This window comes from Kitasatospora sp. Ki12 (assembly GCF_054601375.1).
The window spans coordinates 977,359-994,464 of the sequence record NZ_BAAIHT010000001.1; the positions used below are offsets into that span (position 1 = coordinate 977,359).

Consider the following 17,106-nt stretch of genomic DNA (forward strand, 5'->3'; position numbering starts at 1 on the left):
GCACCCGTGAACCGCGCACCCGCGAACCGAGCGGCCGGCCCGCCCGTCAGCCGCATACCCGCGCTCCCGCTCGCCGCCGGCCTCGCCGCGGCCCTGCTGCTCTCCCTGGTCTGCGGGGTCGCGTTCGGCTCCTCCGAGCTCGGACTCCCCCGCGTGCTGCGGCTGCTGGGCGCCGGGCTGACGGGCGGTCGGCTGGAGGCCGGCGAGGCGGCCGGGTACGCCATCGTCTGGGAGATCCGGCTGCCGCGCACCGTCCTGGCCGCCGTGGTCGGCGCCGGGCTGGCCGCCACCGGGGTCGCCGTCCAGGCGCTGGTGCGCAACGCGCTCGCCGACCCCTTCGTCCTCGGCATCTCCTCCGGCGCGGCCGTCGGCGCCAACGCCGTGCTGCTGTTCGGCGCCTTCGCCTCGCTCGGGGTGTGGGCGGTCTCCGCCTCCGCCTTCGGCTCCGCGCTGGTCGCGATGGCGCTGGTCTACCTCGCCGCCCGCACCGCGTACGGGCTCACCCCGCTGCGGCTGGTGCTCACCGGCACCGCCCTCTCCTACGGCTTCTCGGCCGGCACCACCCTGATGGTCTTCGCCGCCGACCGCGGCGAGGCCGCCCGGGACGCCATGATGTGGCTGCTCGGCAGCCTCGGCGGCGCCACCTGGGGCTCGGTGCCGATCGCCGCCGCCACCGTCCTGGCCGGGCTCGCGTACCTGGCCTGCGCCGCCGGACGGCTGGACGCGCTGGCCATGGGCGACGAGACCTCCGCCTCGCTCGGGGTGGACCCGAACCGGCTGCGCCGCGAACTGTTCGTGGTGACCGCCGCCGTCACCGGCACGGTGGTCGCGGTCAGCGGGGCGATCGGCTTCGTCGGGCTGCTGGTGCCGCACCTGGTGCGGATGCTGGTCGGCGCCGGGCACCGCCGGGTGCTGCTGGTCGCCCCGCTCGCCGGCGCCCTGCTGCTGGTCTGGGTGGACATCGCCTCCCGCACCCTGCTCGCGCCCGCCGAACTGCCCGTCGGGGTGTTCACCGCCGTGCTCGGCGTCCCCGTCTTCCTGCTGATGATGCGCCGCCGCGGCCACGCCTTCGGAGGCAACCGGTGACCGACCCGGCCCTGGTGACCGACCCGGCCCTGGTGACCGACCCGACCCTGGTGACCGACCCGACCCTGGTGACCGGCCCGACCGGCCGGACCGGTCCGGCGGGGGCGCAGGACCTCGACGTCGACGCCGTCTCGGTGGAGCTGGCCGGCACCCGGCTGGTCCACGAGGTGAGCCTGGCGGCCGCCGCCGGGCAGGTGATCGGACTGGTCGGGCCGAACGGCAGCGGCAAGTCGACCCTGCTGCGCTGCGTCTACCGGGTGCTGAAGCCGGCCGGCGGGGCGGTCCGGCTGGACGGCGCCGACCTGCACGCGCTCACCGCCCGCGAGTCGGCCCGTCGGGTGGCCGCGCTGACCCAGGAGCACTCCGCCGAGTTCGACTTCACGGTGGCCGAGGTCGTCGCCATGGGCCGGCTGCCGCACCGGCGCGGCTTCGGCGCCCCGGCCGAGGGGGACCGGGAGCGCTGCGCCGAGGCCCTGCGCAAGGTCCGGGCCGGGCACCTCGCCGAACGGGGCTTCCTGAGCCTGTCCGGGGGCGAGAAGCAGCGGGTGCTGTTCGCCCGGGCGCTCGTCCAGGAGCCGCGCCTGCTGGTCCTCGACGAACCCACCAACCACCTCGACATCGCCCACCAGTTGGAGGTCCTGGCGCTGGCCCGCGAGGCCGGGCCGACGGTGCTCACGGCACTGCACGACCTCAACCTGGCGGCGGGCCACTGCGACCTGCTGTACGTGCTCCGGGAGGGCCGGATCGTGGCCTCCGGGCCACCCGGCGAGGTGCTCCGCCCCGCCCTGCTGGCCGAGGTGTTCGGCGTCCGGGCCACCCCGGTCCGGCACCCGGGGACGGGCGCCGTCCAGCTGCTGTTCGACCGCCTCGACCGTCCCGACCGCCTCGACCGCTCCGCCGACGCCTGAGCCCTGCGCCCGGGCCCGACGCCTGAGCCCGACGCCTCCCCCGCCGTCCGACCCCGAAGGAACCACCGTGCGCACCAAGGCCGTTGCCGCCGCCACCCTGCTCGTCCTCGGACTCACCGCCTGCGGCGCCGAGATCGCCCCGGGCGAAGCCGCCACCGCCTCCGCCCACTACCCGGTGACCGTGGAGAACTGCGGCGAGAAGCTCACCTTCGCGCAGAAGCCCGCCCGGGTGGTCACCAACGACGTCAACATCACCGAGCTGATGCTCGCCCTCGGCCTCGCCGACCGGATGGCCGGCTACGTCATGCCGGACGACAAGGGCAAGGTCGACCAGGTGCCCTGGAAGGACGGCTACCAGCAGACCACCTGGCTCTCCAAGAAGACCCTCACCAAGGAGATCGCGCTGGACGCCGGGGCCGACCTGGTCCTGGCCGGCTGGCACTACGGCTTCGACGAGGGCAGCGGCGTCACCCCGCAGGCGTTCAAGGCCCTCGGCATCGGCTCGTACGTGCTCAGCGAGTCCTGCCGCAGCGGCAAGGGCACCGAGCGCGGCGTGATGGACCCGCTGGAGGCGCTCTACACCGACCTGGCCAACCTCGGCGAGGTCTTCGACGTCAAGGACCGCGCCGACCGGCTGATCGCCGACGCCAGGGCCCGGATCGCCGCCGTCCCGCAGCCCGAGCGCCGCCCGTCCGTCTTCCTGTACGACAGCGGGCAGGACAAGCCGTACACCGCCGGGAAGTTCGCCGCCGCGAACGAGATCATCGCCAAGGCCGGCGGGACCAACATCATGGCCGACCTCGCCGACACCTGGGTCACCGCCGGCTGGGAGAGCGTGGTGCGGCGCGACCCCGAGGTGATCGTGATCAACGACTACGCGACCCCGAACGCCGAGGAGAAGCGGAGGTTCCTCACGTCCTTCCCGCCGCTGGCGAACGTCTCCGCGATCAAGAACGACCGGATCTTCGTCCTGGACTACGTCGACCTGGTGGAGAGCCCGCGCAACCCCGCCGCGATCGGCGCCCTGGCCGACTACCTGCGCACCGTGACACCCCGCTGACCGGCCGGGACCGGCGCTCCTCCGGTGCGCGGGCCCCGGGCGTACGCTCTAGGTACGAGCCGACGGACCCCGACCGGAGGAGCGAGATCATGACCACCACGGCGACCCCCGCCGCCTTCGACACCCGCGCACTGCGCGAGGGGATCGAGCGCCGCGACGCCGAGGCCCTCCTGGCGCTCTACGCGGAGGACGCCGAACTGCGCATGGTCGACCGGAAGACCCAGCCCAGCCACCCCCTGGTGATGCACGGGCTGGAGGAGATCGGCGCGATGCTGGGCGACATCTACGGCCGCGAGATGACCCACAAGCTGGAGCAGGTGGTCGTCCAGGGCGACCACGTCGCCTTCATGGAGTCCTGCCGCTACCCGGACGGCGTCCGGGTGCTGATGGCCTCGATGGCGGACCTCAGGGACGGCCGGATCGTCGATCAGACGTCCATCCAGGCCTGGGACGAGACGGGGCCCGAGCAGTAGGCTCGCAGGCATGATCCGCACCGCCGTCGCCACCGACGTTCCCGTCATCCACGCCATGATCCGCGAGCTCGCGGAGTACGAGAAGGCCGCGCACGAGGCGGTGGCCACCGAGGAGCAGCTGCACGACGCGCTGTTCGGCGCCGACCCGGCGGTGTTCGGCCTGATCGCGGAGGACGTCGCGGCGGACGGGACGGCCGGCGAGCCGGTCGGCTTCGCCCTCTGGTTCCGCAACTTCTCGACCTGGCGAGGCACCCACGGGATCTACCTGGAGGACCTGTACGTCCGCCCGGAGGCGCGCGGCGGCGGCCACGGCAAGGCGCTGCTGCTGGAGCTCGCCCGGATCGCCGTGGAGCGCGGCTACTCCCGGGTCGAGTGGTCGGTGCTGGACTGGAACCGGCCCTCGATCGACTTCTACAAGTCGCTCGGCGCGGTGCCGATGGACGAGTGGACCGTCTACCGTCTCACCGACGAGGCGCTGGCGGCGGCCGGCCGCCGCTGAGCGGACCGGAGCAGTCCGGGAAAGGGTCTGCCACCCTGCGTCGCAATGCCTTACCATCAGTAACTCCCGAACCGGGGTGCGGTAGGGCACGGCGATGGCGGACCCGCAGAACCGGTACCCCTGGAAAGGGGTGGCGCGGTGTTCCTTTGCGGAGCGACGAGCCTGGGTAACAAGCGGGGTACCAAGCAAGCACAGCGCGTCACCCAGGAGGCAAGGGTGTCCCAGATCGACGGCGATCTCGGCGTTCAGGATTTCGTGGAAGTCCGGCTCCCCGCGGCGGGGGCCTACCTCTCCGTGCTGCGAACGGCGACGGCCGGGCTGGCGGCCCGGCTGGACTTCACCCTCGACGAGATCGAGGACCTGCGGATCGCGGTCGACGAGGCCTGCGCCATCCTGCTCCAGCAGGCGGTGCCCGGCTCCGTCCTGTCCTGCGAGTTCCGGCTGGTCGGCGACTCGCTCAAGGTGACCGTGTCCGCCCCGACCACCGACGGCAAGGCCCCCGAGCGGGACACCTTCGCCTGGACCGTGCTCTCCGCGCTGGCCGGCGAGGTCGACTCGTCGGTCGGCGAGGACAAGACCGTTTCGATCAGCCTGCACAAGAAGCGCGGCGGGTCCACCGCCCACTAGCGGGCGCCGGACCCCACCGCGCGGACCGCGCAGCACCGAGCAGCACCCGCTCAAGGGCCGTCCGCCGCCACCCCTCCCGGGGCCCGGCGGACGGCTCCCGGTACCGCCCAGGGCGGTACGACCAACGAGACGATTCCGGGGCCGCCGGCCCCGGTGCTCCCGGAACGGAACGGGGGAATGGCCGTGAGTGATCTGGACCGTACCGGCCTCGCGACGGCGGGACCCGCCGTACCGACCCAGGCGAGCGTTCCCGGCCTCGCCGCCAACGACGAAGCGCACCCGAAGGACGCCCACCGGATGAGCCACCCGACCGAGCCGACGTCCGAGCCGACGCCCGACTCCGTACCCCCGCCGGATCCGGCGGACCGGGCGGACGGGACGGCCGGGCCGGCCGAGACGTCCGAAACGGCCGAGCCCGCCGGGACGACCGAGACGGAGCCGCACGGCGCCGTGCCCGCCCAGGGCACGCACCGCTCCGGCGCCCCGGACCGGGAGGCCGCCCGCGCGCTGTTCGTCCGCCTGTCGGCGCTGCCCGAGGGCTCGCCGGAGCGGGTCGAGCTGCGCAACCAGCTGGTGCGGATGCACATCCCGCTGGTCGAGCACCTGGCCCGGCGCTTCCGCAACCGCGGCGAGCCGCTGGACGACCTCACCCAGGTCGCCACCATCGGCCTGATCAAGTCGGTGGACCGCTTCGACCACGAGCGCGGGGTCGAGTTCTCCACCTACGCGACGCCGACCATCGTCGGGGAGATCAAGCGGCACTTCCGCGACAAGGGCTGGGCGGTGCGCGTCCCGCGCCGGCTGCAGGAGCTGCGGCTGTCGCTCACCACGGCGACCAGCGAGCTCTCCCAGCGGCACGGCCGCTCCCCCACGGTGCACGAGCTGGCCGAGCACCTGGGGATCTCCGAGGAGGACGTCCTGGAGGGCCTGGAGTCCGCCAACGCGTACTCCACGCTGTCCCTGGACGTGCCGGACAGCGACGACGAGTCGCCGGCCGTCGCGGACACCCTGGGCGCCACCGACGAGGCGCTGGAGGGCGTCGAGTACCGCGAGTCGCTCAAGCCGCTGCTGGCCCAACTGCCGCCCCGGGAACAGAAGATCCTGGTGCTGCGGTTCTTCCGGAACATGACCCAGTCGCAGATCGCCGCCGAGGTGGGGATCTCCCAGATGCACGTGTCCCGGCTGCTCGCCCGGACGCTGGCCCAGCTGCGGGAGAAGCTCCTGGTCGAGGAGTAGGACCGGGCCGGCCCGGCCCGCGCCCGACGGCCGTCCGGCTCCTGCCGGGCGGCCGTCCGGCTCCGGCGGTCCCGCGCGCTCAGTCCTCGGACGGGGCGTACAGGGCCGCCGTCGACCTCGGGTTCAGCAGCGAGCCGATGCCCACCAGCCCGAGCAGGCCGACCAGCACGCCGACCGCGACCATCGCGCCGCCGCTCTGGACCATGTAGTAGGCGACCGGCAGGCAGATCGAGTTGGTCAGCACCGCCGGGCTGCGGCCCCAGCGGCGCTCCTTCAGCAGCGCGCGGGCGGCCAGCACCGGCAGCACGCCGAGCACCACGATGACCAGGCCGCCGAACTCGTTCAGGGCCAGCTGCTTGGACTGGCCGGACAGCGCGGCCACCATGTCCCAGACGCCGACGACGGCCAGCGCGGCGCCCTCCAGGGCCGTGATGGCGGCGCCCAGGGTCAGGGACGCGGGACGGCCGGAGCCGGCCACGGGTGCGGGTGCGGAGGTTTCTGCGGTCACTCCAGCAGGGTAGCCGCCGGTTGGTCCGTACCGACCCGTAGGCTTTCCCCATGCGCGCTCTCCTGGTCGTGAACCACAAGGCCACCACCACCAGTGGCCGGACCAGGGACGTCCTGATCCACGCGCTGCGCAGCGACCTCAAGCTGGAGGTGGCCGAGACCCAGTACCGGGGCCACGCGCGCGACCTGGCCCGCCAGGCGACGGAGGACGGCACGGTCGACCTGGTGGTGGCGCTGGGCGGCGACGGCACCGTCAACGAGGTGGTGAACGGGCTGCTGGCGCACGGCCCGGGCGAGAAGGTCCCGCGACTGGCCGTGGTGCCGGGCGGTTCGACCAATGTGTTCGCCCGCGCGCTGGGTCTGCCCAACGACCCGGTGGAGGCCACCGGAGCCCTGCTGCACGCGCTGGAGCGCAAGCGGGAGCGCCCGATCGGGCTGGGGAAGGCGATGACCGCCGGCCTCCCGGACCGCTGGTTCACCTTCACCGCCGGCCTCGGCTTCGACGCCGGGGTGGTGGGCCGGGTCGAGGAGCAGCGCCGGGCCGGGCGCAAGTCCACCCACGCCCTCTACGTCCAGCAGGCGATCCGGCACTACTTCACCCAGCGTGAGCAGCGCCGTTCGGGCCCCGTTTCCCTAGAGCTGCCTGGCCACGGGGCCGTGCCGGGGCTCGTGCTGTCGATAGTCAGCAACACCTCGCCGTGGACGTTCCTCGGCAACCGTCCGGTCTACCCCTCGCCGCTCGCCTCCTTCGACACGGATCTGGACGTCTTCGGGATCACCCGGATGACGGCGTTCGGTACGGCTCGAACGATCCGTCAGATCCTGCGGTCGTACGCGCCTTCGAGCGACGGCGCACCGCCGGCCGGCCCGTCCGGGAAGCACGTCGTCTCCTATCACGACGTCAGACACTTCACCTTGGTTTCAGAGGAACCCACCCCGTTCCAGGTGGACGGCGACCATCTTGGAGACAGGAGTCGCGTCAGTTTCACAGGCGTTCGGCGGGCACTGCGTGTGATTGTGTGACTGGAAGTGGGGTTCGCCCTTCTTCTCGAACGCACAAGCCCCCTTCACTCCATAGAAGTACTGGCTGTGAGCTAGGCGACACCGAAGAATCAAAAATTCCTCCCCGAAGGGGGTTGTATCCGAGCCCGAGGTTTGCGAACCTCTACATGGCGATCGGGACACATCGCAGCGACGGCAACTCCGGAACCACGGAGCGCCGACCGCGGGGTGTCCCTCGAATCGCCGAATCCCCCCTAGCACAGACCACCCGGGCCCGGTAGGCCTTTGGTCTCTTTTGCTGTTGCGGGATTCGTGAAAGCGTTCACATTCACAAAGCCATCGATTATGCCGCCGGGTGACCCCCGTCGGCAGGAGGAGTTGGACGACCATGGACTGGCGCCACCGCGCTGTCTGCCGCGAAGAGGACCCGGAGCTGTTCTTCCCGATCGGGAACACCGGTCCTGCTCTGCTGCAGATCGAGGAAGCCAAGGCCGTGTGCCGCCGCTGTCCCGTCATGGAGCAGTGCCTCCAGTGGGCGCTCGAGACCGGCCAGGACGCCGGCGTCTGGGGCGGCATGAGCGAGGACGAGCGTCGTGCGATGAAGCGCCGCGCCGCCCGCAACCGCGCCCGCACCGCCTGATCGCTCCGATCACACGCCGTAGCACCCGCAGTGACCGTAAGACCGATCAACACATGATCAAAGGCTTCCCTGCACTTCCTGGTGAAGCCTTCCGCACAAAGGACCTTGCTCGACTCGGTCCCGCGACACCGGACCCGTCCAGCCACTTGATACTGTTCACTTAGAGCAATATCGTGGAGCTGAGGCGCTCACCGTGTGCAATGCACCGGCGAGGTGTCGCACCACCCAGAGCCCCCGCTCCGGCCGACTCCCCCCGACGGCCGGAACGGGTTGAGAGGCCCTGTCGACCCACCCCCCCCGGTCGACAGGGCCTCGTTTCTGTTTCCGGGCCCGGCCGTCCGGGCCCACCCCTCCCCGTTCGGCCGCAGCGGGCCGGGGCGGGCGGAGTGCGCACCCGGCGCTTCCGCCGAGCGCGCGCCCCCGCCGCGCACCGACGCACCTGTCAGCGGTCCGCCACCTCGGTGAGATTCTGCTGAGAATCCGTGGTGCGAGGTGCGCGACGTGGTGCCTCAGCGGACCGGGATCTCCAGGATCACCTTCGTACCGCCGTTCGGGCCGGCCACCATGTCGAAGGTGCCGCCGAGCTCACCGGTGGCCAGCGTCCGGACGATCTGGAGTCCGAGGTTGCCCGCCGTCTGCGGGTCGAAGTCCTCCGGCATGCCGCGGCCGTCGTCCTGCACCGTGATCAGCAGGTACTCCTCCGGGCGGGCACCGCCGTTCCAGCTGTCCGACCAGCCCATCCCGGTCGCCGGGGCCCGGCCGCGCAGCGCACTGATCTCCAGGTTGCCGGAGGCCGTCGGACCGAAGGCGTGCTCCAGGGCGTTCTGCAGCAGCTCGGTCAGCACCATCGACAGCGGGGTGGCCACCTCCGCGGACAGGATGCCGAAGCTGCCGGAGCGGCGGGTCGCCACCCTGCCGTCCTGGGACAGCTCCATCGCCATCGCCAGCACCCGGTCGGCGATCTCGTCGAAGGCCACCTGCTCGTCCAGCGCCTGGGAGAGCGTCTCGTGCACGATCGCGATCGAACCGACCCGGCGCACCGCCTCGTCCAGCGCGGCCCGGCCGGACTCCGACTCCATCCGGCGGGACTGCAGCCGCAGCAGGGCCGCGACGGTCTGCAGGTTGTTCTTCACCCGGTGGTGGATCTCCCGGATGGTCGCGTCCTTGGTCATCAGCTCGCGGTCGCGGCGGCGCAGCTCGGTGACGTCGCGGCAGAGCACCAGCGAACCGGTCAGGGTGCCCTTGGGCTTGAGCGGGATCGCCCGCAGGGTCACCACTCCCCCCTGCGCCTCCACCTCGGTCTGCCGGGGCGCCCAGCCGCTGGCCACCTTCACCAGCGCCTCGTGGACCGCCCCCCGGGACGGCGGGGCGAGGTCGGCGGTGGCGCGGCCGAGGTGGCTGCCGACCAGGTCGGAGGTCAGGCCGAGGCGGTGGTAGGCGGAGAGCGCGTTGGGGCTGGCGTAGGTGACGATGCCGTCCGCGTCCAGGCGGATCAGGCCGTCGCCGACCCGGGGGGCGGCGTCCATGTCCATCTGCTCGTGACCGGGGAAGGGGAAACTGCCGGCCGCGATCATCTGGGCCAGGTCGGAGGCGCTCTGCAGGTAGGTGAGCTCCAGCCGGCTGGGGGTGCGGACGGTCAGCAGGTTGGTGTTGCGGGCGATCACCCCGAGCACCTTGCCCTCCCGCCGGACCGGGATCGACTCGACCCGGACCGGGACCTCCTCGCGCCACTCCGGATCGCCCTCGCGCACGATCCGGCCCTCGTCGAAGGCGGCGTCCAGCAGCGGACGGCGGCCGCGCGGGACGAGGTGGCCGACCATGTCGTCCTGGTAGGAGGTCGGCCCGGTGTTGGGCCGCATCTGCGCCACCGAGACGTAGCGGATGCCGTCCCAGGTGGGGATCCACAGCACCAGGTCGGCGAAGGAGAGGTCGGAGAGCAGCTGCCACTCCGAGACCAGCATGTGGAGCCATTCCACGTCGGCCCCGGTGAGGGTGGTGTGGCGGCGGACGAGTTCGTTCAGCGAGGGCACATGGCGAGGGTAGCGCCGCCGGTCCGGACGGGGCGCGGCGGACCGGTGGACGGACCGGGCGTGAAGGCCTCGCGACGGGGAGGAGTTGTTTAGACCAATGTGCCGACGGGCCTGGACAACCAAGATTGGTCTAGTCCACAATGGAAGGGCACCAAGGAGAGGCCCCCGCGCAACTGCCCTGACCGCGCGCGGCCTTTCCTCGGTCGGACGCCGCCGATCGAGGACCCCGCACAGTCCTCGATCGTCCCCGGTGACCGACGACAGCTCCGGGCTGCGGTGCCGCATGGGTTGAGGGTCCCGTGTCGGCGCCGTGGCCCGTAGTGCTTTCCGGCCACCGGCCCTCCCCCGAACCACGTCCCGCCGCTCAGCGGACCGGCCCCCGTCCACAGCCTGTGGACGGGGGCCGGTCTGTGTGGGGAGTTGTCCCGCCCGCCCCGAGCCGAAGGGGCGCGCCGGTGCCGAAAGGGAGAAGCGAGGAGGCCCTGAGGAACGAGGGGTCTTGGAGCGCCGACCGTCGGCACCGGGTCCGAGCGCCCCGGAGGCGAGCGGGCGAGTTACCGCGTCTCGGTGACCTTGGCCAGGGCGCGCGGGGCGTCCGGGTCCTGGCCGCGGGCGATGGTGACCTCGTACGCCAGCAGCTGCAGCGGGAGGATCTCCAGGATCGGCTGCACCTCCTCGGGCACCCCGGCCGGCAGGGCGAAGCCCGCCGAGGCGGCGTCCACCTGCGCCTGCTGGCCGATCACGACCAGGTCCGCGCCGCGGCCGCGCAGCCGGTCCAGGACGGGCTGCAGCGCCTCGCCGCCCTTGCCGTCCGGGACGATCGCGATGACCGGCGAGACGTTGTCCACCATGGCCAGCGGGCCGTGCAGCAGGTCCGCGCCGGAGAACGGGCTGGCCGGGATGTAGGTGGTCTCCATCAGCTTCAGCGCCGCCTCGCGGGCGGTCGGGTAGCCGTAGCCGCGCGAGGTGATGACCAGGCGCTGGGCGAAGCGGTAGCGCTCGGCCAGCGCCTTCACCTCGGCCTGCCGGGCCAGCACGCCGGCGGCCAGGGCCGGCAGTTCCTTGGCAGCCGAAGCGTCGCCGCCGCGCAGGCCCTCGATCAGCAGGTAGAGCGCCAGCAGCTCGGCGGTGTAGGTCTTGGTGGCGGGCAGCGCCTTCTCCGGGCCGGCCAGCACGTCGATGTGGAACTCGGAGACCTCGGCCAGCGGCGAGGAGGAGTTGTTGGTGACCGCGAGGGTGACCGCACCGGCCTCGCGGGCCGCCTTCGTGGAGGCGACCAGGTCCGGCGAGCCGCCGGACTGGCTGACGGTGATCACCAGGACGTCGGTGAGGTCGGGCTTGGCGCCGTACGCGGTGGTGGTGGACATCGAGGTCAGCCCGGCCGGCTTGCCGAGCAGGATCTCGACCAGGTACTTGGCGTAGAGCGCGGCGTTGTCGGACGTGCCGCGCGCGGTGAGCAGGACGAAGCGCGGGTTGCGGGTGGCGATCTCGGCCGCGATCTCGCGGATCTTCGGGGCACCCTCGTCGAGGATGCGCTGGAGGACGGCCGGCTGCTCGGCCATCTCCGCCGCCATGATCCGGCCGGGCACGGAAACGGTCTGCGGGTCGGACATGTGGGTCTGCCTCCGATGAGATGGTTCGACCCCGCCCGGGCGGCTGCCCGACGGGGGACCTCTACGGCGGCGAGTCCGCACACTCGCTGCGGTTCTTCGTGCCCCGCAATCCTACGGGCGCGCCCGTCCCGGAGCACCTCCGAACGCCCTGCCACGCGCCCCGTCGCACGCCCCCGTCCGCCCCGCCCGTCCCCGTCCCGTCTCCGGGAGCGGGCGGGGCGGACGGCGGCGGCGCGGGTCAGGACGCCTTGTTGATCAGCTGGTCGATCGCGGCGTCGGCCTCCTTGGTGGCCTGGTCCACCGACTTGCCCTTGAGGATCGCGGTGAGCATGTCCGGGATGATCTTCTGCTTCTCGACCGCGCCCCAGCCCGGGGCCAGCGGGGTGAACCAGGCGTCCGGGACGGCGTTGGCCGCGGCGGCGGTGGACGGCTTGTTCTTCAGCGGGTTCAGCTGGGTGAGGTTGTTCGGCAGGATGTCCTTGTCGGCCAGCGCCTGCTCGGACTTGGTGCTGGTGAACATCCGGACCCAGTCGGTGGCCAGCGCCGTGGACTGGGACTTGGCGGTGACGGCGAGGTCGGAGCCGCCGATGAAGGTCGGCAGCGGCTTGCCGTCCGGGCCGGGCATGGTGGCCACCTTGACGGAGTCCTTGAGGCCCGGGTCGCCGGTGACCGGCGCGGTGACGCTGGCCGCCTCGTAGCCGTTGCCGTAGAAGGACGCGGCGTGCCCGCGGGCCATCGCCTCGTACTGGTTCTGCTCGTTCAGCGACTGGTCGCCCTTGTTGTACTTGCGCACCAGGTCGGCGAAGTGGCCGATGCCCTCCTGGGACTTGGGGTCGTGCAGGGTGCCGTGCCAGTTGCCGGCGCTGTCGAACTTGGCGATGCTGCCGCCGGACGCCGCCACGTAGCTCATCGCCGCGTACCAGTACGGGCCCGGCAGGTAGAGCGGGGAGAAGGTCCTGTCGGCCTTGTTCTTGTCCGCGATCTTGTCCAGGGCGGCCGTCAGCTCGGCCTCCGTCTTCGGGAACTCGGCGCTGCCGGTGGCCTGTTGGAAGGCCGCGGAGTTGTAGATGGCGACCCGGGAGCCGGCGTAGTAGGGCACGCACCAGAGCTTGTCCTGGTAGGTGCAGGTGTTGGCGAGCGCCTTGATCCAGCTGTCGGAGTTGTCGAAGGTACTGCGGTCCACCGGGGCCAGCGCGCCGGACAGCACGTACTTCATGGTCTCGGTGTTGCCCAGCTCGACCACGTCGGGGGCGTTGCCCTCGGCGATGGCCTTGTCCAGCTTGCCGACCTTGTCCGCCCAGCCCTGGTAGGCGAGTTTGAGGGTGACCTTCGGGTACTTCGCCGCGAACTCGTCATTGACCCGCTGCACCAGGTCGGGCCAGTTCTTCTGGGCGTCGTCCATCAGCCAGACGGTGACGGTGCCGGTGGCGGCCTTCGGGTCGGCGGCGGAGCTCCTGCCGTCGCCCGACGGTGAGCCCGACGAGGAACAGGCCGTCAGCCCCGCCGCCAGTGCCATGGTCCCGAGCGCCGAGACGAGTTGACGCTTCTTCACGCCGTCCTCCGAGGGTGTTAGAGCCGTGATGCCCGCCGGCAGCGTGATTGGCGCCCGCAGCGGAGAGTCCGGACAGGGGGCGGCGAAGAGCTTCGGGGTGGGCCGATACCACATCCGGCGAGGTTCGATCTCGAACCGGATGACTGGACTCTGGCCTAGACCAATGGTGGTGTCAACGGCCAAAAGCCCTTGTGGCCAAGGCCGTTGCAGAGCCGTTGTACCGCGTGGCGATCAGTCGCCACCCTGTCACCATCAGTAGGACTTAAGCCGGATTTAAGGCTCTCTTGAGGGAACACGGTCATCCGGCGGACCCGCCGGGCGAAGCCAGGGGGACGCCGGGGGAAACCGGGGAAAACGAAACGGGCCCGCCATGCGACATGCGCATGACGAGCCCGTCGGCCGACGCCACCGGACACCGCCGGTGACGTTCCGCCGGTCGTTCAGCCGACCGCTCCCGGCTGCCCGGTGAGCACCTCCACGGCCGCCAGCCCGCAGACCCGGGCGGCGCCGTGGGTGGCGATGTAGAGCGCGCCGACCGGCTCGGACTGGGGCAGCCCCATCTCGACCACGGCGGCGTCCGGACGGGCCGCCACCAGGCGCCCCAGCACGGCGGACATCCACGGGTAGCGGTGCGCGTCCCGGACCACCAGCACCAGGCGGCGGCCCCCGGCGCCGGCCACCAGCTCGCCGACCAGGCCGTCCAGCAGCTCCGGGGTCGCCTCGGCCGCCGACACCTCGCGGGTGCGGGTGCCGGGGAAGCGGTCGGCCAGCATGCCCGCCACGCCCCACGGGGTGACGTCGCCGACCGCGATGTTCGGCTCGTCCGAGAACGAGGCCACGTACGGGCGCTCGCTCACCGGCGGCGACACCAGGCCCGGCGCCCGGACCACCTTCAGCGCCCGGCGCGCGGCCCGCAGGCCGACCGCCAGGTCCGGCTCCGGCCGCTCGCCCTGGGCCGAGATCCGGCCCCAGCTGCCCAGCGCCCGGACCCGCGCGGCGGCGTCCGCCAGCCGGTCCTCGCCGAGCCGGCCGGCCCGCACGCCCGCCACGATGGCGTCGCGCAGCATCAGCACGGTCTCCTCGTCGGCCAGCCCGCCGCCGACGCAGATCGCGTCGGCGCCGGCCGCCAGGGCCAGCACGGTGCCCTCGCCCATCCCGAAGGTGTCGGCGATGGCGCCCATCTCGATCGCGTCGCTGACGATCAGGCCCTGGTAGCCGAGGCCGCCGTCGGCCGGGGCGGCGCGCAGCAGGTCGCGCAGCACGGTCGGGCTCAGGGTGGCCGGCAGCTTCGGGTCCAGTGCCGGGATCATGATGTGGGCGGTCATCACCGCCTTGGTGCCGGCCGCGATCGCCGCCTGGAACGGGATCAGGTCGCGGGCCCGCAGCACGTCCAGGTCGACGTCGATGACCGGCAGCCCGTGGTGCGAGTCCACCGCGGTGTCGCCGTGGCCGGGGAAGTGCTTGGAGCAGGCGGCCACACCGGCCGACTGCAGGCCCTCGACCCAGGCGGCGGTGTGCCGGGCGCACAGCTCGGGGTCGGCGCCGAAGGAACGGACCCCGATGACCGGGTTGCGCGGGTTGGAGTTGACGTCCGCGGTGGGCGCCCAGTTGTAGTTGACGCCGGCCGCGGCCAGCGCCCGGCCGAGCTCGCGGGCGACGTCCCGGGTCAGCGCCGGGTCGTCGATCGCGCCGAGCGCGAGGTTGCCGGGCCAGGAGGAGCCGGAGCCCGCCTCCAGCCGGGTGACGTCGCCGCTCTCCTCGTCGATGGCGATCAGGAGGTCGGGGTTCTCGGCGCGCAGCGACCGGGTGAGCGCGGCGAGCTGGTCGAGGTCGACCACGTTGCGGTCGAACAGCGCGACCGAGCCGAGCCCGGCGGCGAGGTGGCGCAGCAGCCACTGCGGCGGCTCGGTGCCGACGAAGCCGGGCTGCAGGACGGTCAGGGCGTCGCGGTGCAGCTGGTCGCTGTCCGGCACGGTGGGTACGAGGATGCTCACGGTGACTCAGCCCTTCACGGCGCCGTCGGTCAGACCGCCGACCGCCTTGCGCTGCAGGAAGATGAACAGGATCAGCACGGGGATGGCGAACATCGTGGACGCGGCCATCGTGGCGCCCCAGTCGTTGCCGAAGGCCGTCTTGAAGGAGGACAGCCACAGCGGGAGGGTCTTGCCCTCCTCCTTGTTCAGGATCAGGACGAGCGGGAACTCGTTCCACGCCGTGATGAAGCCGAACAGCGAGGTCGACATCAGACCGGGGGCCAGCAGCGGGAAGATCACCTTCACGAACGCCTGGGTGCGGGTGCAGCCGTCCACCATGGCCGACTCCTCCAGCTCCTTCGGGACGGCGGCGATGAAGCCGCGCAGCGTCCAGATGGTGAAGGGCAGGACCATCATCATGTAGAAGAGCGTCAGCGGCAGCAGGCTGTTCAGCATGTCGTTGTCGCGGGAGATCATGTAGACCGCGATGGTCATGACCTCCCAGGGCGCCATCTGCGCCACCATGATGATCAGCACGAAGGTCTTGCGGCCGCGGAACTTCATCCGGGCGATGGCGAAGGACGCCAGGGTCGCGATCGCCAGCGAGAGCAGCACCGCGCCGACGGTGACGGTGACGCTGTTGAGGACGTACGTCCAGAAGTTCGGCGCGTCGACGGCGGTGGTGAAGTGGTCGAGCGTGCCGTCGAGCGGCAGGAAGACCGGCGTCTTGCTGATGATGTCGCGGTCCTGCTTGAAGGAGGTCGCGACCATCCAGTAGACGGGGAAGATGAAGAAGACGAAGAGGACGACCGCGATCACGTTCGGCCAGGTACGTCCGAAGAGAGAGCGCCTCACAGCTCGTCCTCCTGCTTGATCATGATGCGGAAGTAGTACGCCATCAGGGCGCCCAGCATCAGGATGGTGAGCACCGCGATCGCGGAGCCGATGCCGTAGTGCTGGCCGGACGAGCCCTCCAGGAAGGCGTGCACGGGCAGGGTCCGGGTCAGGTTCTCGGGGCCGCCGCCGTTGATCGCGTAGACCTGGGTGAAGGACTTGAACACCCAGATGACCTCCAGGAAGGTCGTGGCGAGGAAGAACGGCTTCAGGTTGGGGAAGATCACCAGGCTGAAGATCTTGCCGGCGCCGGCGCCGTCCATCCGGGCGGCCTCGTAGAGCTCCTTGGGGATGGTGGTCAGGCCGGCGTACATGTTGAACGCCACGAAGGGGGTCGACTGCCAGACGATCAGCAGGATGACGACGAAGAAGGTCGAGTACTGCGAGCTGAGCCAGTTGTAGTCGGCCATCGAGTGCCAACCCAGCTGGTCCAGGAACCAGTTGACGACGCCCCACTGCTGGTCGAACAGCCAGGTGTAGACGGTGGTCGCGGCGACCACCGGCATGGCCCAGGCCATCAGCAGCCCGATCGACAGCACCAGCCGCATCTTCTTGCCGAGGTGGTTGAGCAGCAGGCCGACGAGCGTACCGCCGACCATGATCAGCACCACGTTGACCAGTGTGAAGACGACGGTGCGACCGGTGACCGCCCAGAAGTCCGGGTCGGTCAGCTGCTCCTTGTAGTTGTCGAAGCCGGTCCACTCGGTCAAGTGCATGACCAGCTGGCGCCGGTTGAGGTTCTGGAACGACAGCAGCACCGTCTTGACCAGCGGCCAGCCCAGCAGGCCGATGGTCGCCAGGACGGCCGGCAGCAGCAGCAGGTACGGGGCGAAGCGGGCGCCCGCACCCGGGCCGCCCGCCGGTCTGGTGCGCTTCGGCCCGGCGCCCTTGGAGCCGCCGCCCGCGGCGCTCGTCCCACTGCCGGCCACCACGGCCTGCCCCGCGTCCGGGGACGGTGCCTGCACCCGCTCTGAATGCACAGCCATCGTTCTCACTTCCTCACAAC

Annotated in this window: 16 protein-coding genes; 9 read left to right on the forward strand and 7 right to left on the reverse strand. The window is 71.7% G+C overall.

The features are described 5' to 3' along the window. The first annotated feature begins 6 nt into the window (after window positions 1-6). The 7 genes from ACYP53_RS04120 (at window position 7) to ACYP53_RS04150 (ending at window position 5,889) form a co-directional block, all read left to right on the forward strand. Entirely contained in the window at window positions 7-1,086 is a 1,080-nt protein-coding gene (locus tag ACYP53_RS04120) for a FecCD family ABC transporter permease (RefSeq protein WP_459646659.1), read from the forward strand. Between the two features lie 134 nt (window positions 1,087-1,220). After that, window positions 1,221-1,994, forward strand: a complete 774-nt coding sequence (locus tag ACYP53_RS04125; RefSeq protein ID WP_373313709.1) for an ABC transporter ATP-binding protein — start codon at window positions 1,221-1,223, stop codon at window positions 1,992-1,994. Window positions 1,995-2,061: 67 nt separating this feature from the next. Next, window positions 2,062-3,054, forward strand: a complete 993-nt coding sequence (locus ACYP53_RS04130) for an ABC transporter substrate-binding protein (RefSeq protein WP_189915681.1) — start codon at window positions 2,062-2,064, stop codon at window positions 3,052-3,054. An 89-nt stretch (window positions 3,055-3,143) separates the two neighbouring features. Next, entirely contained in the window at window positions 3,144-3,527 is a 384-nt protein-coding gene (locus ACYP53_RS04135) for a nuclear transport factor 2 family protein (RefSeq protein WP_189915680.1), read from the forward strand. A gap of 10 nt (window positions 3,528-3,537) precedes the next feature. Further along, window positions 3,538-4,026: a GNAT family N-acetyltransferase gene (locus ACYP53_RS04140; protein ID WP_189915679.1), complete on the forward strand. Its 489-nt coding sequence runs from the start codon at window positions 3,538-3,540 to the stop codon at window positions 4,024-4,026. Between the two features lie 216 nt (window positions 4,027-4,242). Further along, window positions 4,243-4,653 carry an ATP-binding protein gene (locus tag ACYP53_RS04145; RefSeq protein WP_189915678.1) on the forward strand — a complete coding sequence of 137 codons (411 nt, stop codon included), beginning with the start codon at window positions 4,243-4,245 and terminating at the stop codon, window positions 4,651-4,653. A gap of 297 nt (window positions 4,654-4,950) precedes the next feature. Next, a complete protein-coding gene (locus ACYP53_RS04150; RefSeq protein ID WP_373313707.1) occupies window positions 4,951-5,889 on the forward strand; it encodes an RNA polymerase sigma factor SigF in 939 nt (312 codons plus the stop codon). Between the two features lie 79 nt (window positions 5,890-5,968). Here ACYP53_RS04150 and ACYP53_RS04155 read toward each other — a convergent pair whose 3' ends face one another. Further along, the gene (locus tag ACYP53_RS04155; RefSeq protein WP_459646660.1) at window positions 5,969-6,397 is read right to left on the reverse strand and encodes a hypothetical protein; all 429 of its coding nucleotides are present in this window, start codon (window positions 6,395-6,397) and stop codon (window positions 5,969-5,971) included. A 50-nt stretch (window positions 6,398-6,447) separates the two neighbouring features. Here ACYP53_RS04155 and ACYP53_RS04160 point away from each other — a divergent pair, with 50 nt between their 5' ends. Then, on the forward strand, window positions 6,448-7,419 hold the full coding sequence (locus ACYP53_RS04160) for a diacylglycerol/lipid kinase family protein (protein ID WP_189915675.1): 972 nt from the start codon (window positions 6,448-6,450) through the stop codon (window positions 7,417-7,419). Window positions 7,420-7,786: 367 nt separating this feature from the next. Continuing rightward, complete coding sequence (locus tag ACYP53_RS04165; protein WP_014138019.1) at window positions 7,787-8,038, forward strand: WhiB family transcriptional regulator; 252 nt, start codon at window positions 7,787-7,789, stop codon at window positions 8,036-8,038. A gap of 509 nt (window positions 8,039-8,547) precedes the next feature. On the opposite strand, the gene ACYP53_RS04170 is transcribed toward ACYP53_RS04165, so the two are convergent. The 6 genes from ACYP53_RS04170 to ACYP53_RS04195 form a co-directional block, all read right to left on the reverse strand. After that, window positions 8,548-10,068: a sensor histidine kinase gene (locus tag ACYP53_RS04170; RefSeq protein WP_229928517.1), complete on the reverse strand. Its 1,521-nt coding sequence runs from the start codon at window positions 10,066-10,068 to the stop codon at window positions 8,548-8,550. Between the two features lie 554 nt (window positions 10,069-10,622). Continuing rightward, window positions 10,623-11,681, reverse strand: coding sequence for an SIS domain-containing protein (locus tag ACYP53_RS04175; RefSeq protein ID WP_459646661.1), 1,059 nt, complete (start codon window positions 11,679-11,681; stop codon window positions 10,623-10,625). Window positions 11,682-11,919: 238 nt separating this feature from the next. Beyond that, window positions 11,920-13,197, reverse strand: coding sequence for an extracellular solute-binding protein (locus ACYP53_RS04180; RefSeq protein WP_459647949.1), 1,278 nt, complete (start codon window positions 13,195-13,197; stop codon window positions 11,920-11,922). A gap of 476 nt (window positions 13,198-13,673) precedes the next feature. Beyond that, window positions 13,674-15,227 (reverse strand): glycoside hydrolase family 3 protein, encoded by a 1,554-nt coding sequence (locus tag ACYP53_RS04185; RefSeq protein WP_189915672.1) that lies wholly within the window; start codon window positions 15,225-15,227, stop codon window positions 13,674-13,676. Window positions 15,228-15,233: 6 nt separating this feature from the next. Next, on the reverse strand, window positions 15,234-16,061 hold the full coding sequence (locus ACYP53_RS04190) for a carbohydrate ABC transporter permease (RefSeq protein ID WP_189915671.1): 828 nt from the start codon (window positions 16,059-16,061) through the stop codon (window positions 15,234-15,236). Then, entirely contained in the window at window positions 16,058-17,086 is a 1,029-nt protein-coding gene (locus ACYP53_RS04195) for a carbohydrate ABC transporter permease (RefSeq protein WP_459646662.1), read from the reverse strand. Before ACYP53_RS04195 ends, ACYP53_RS04190 begins: the two co-directional genes overlap by 4 nt. Window positions 17,087-17,106 lie beyond the last annotated feature (20 nt).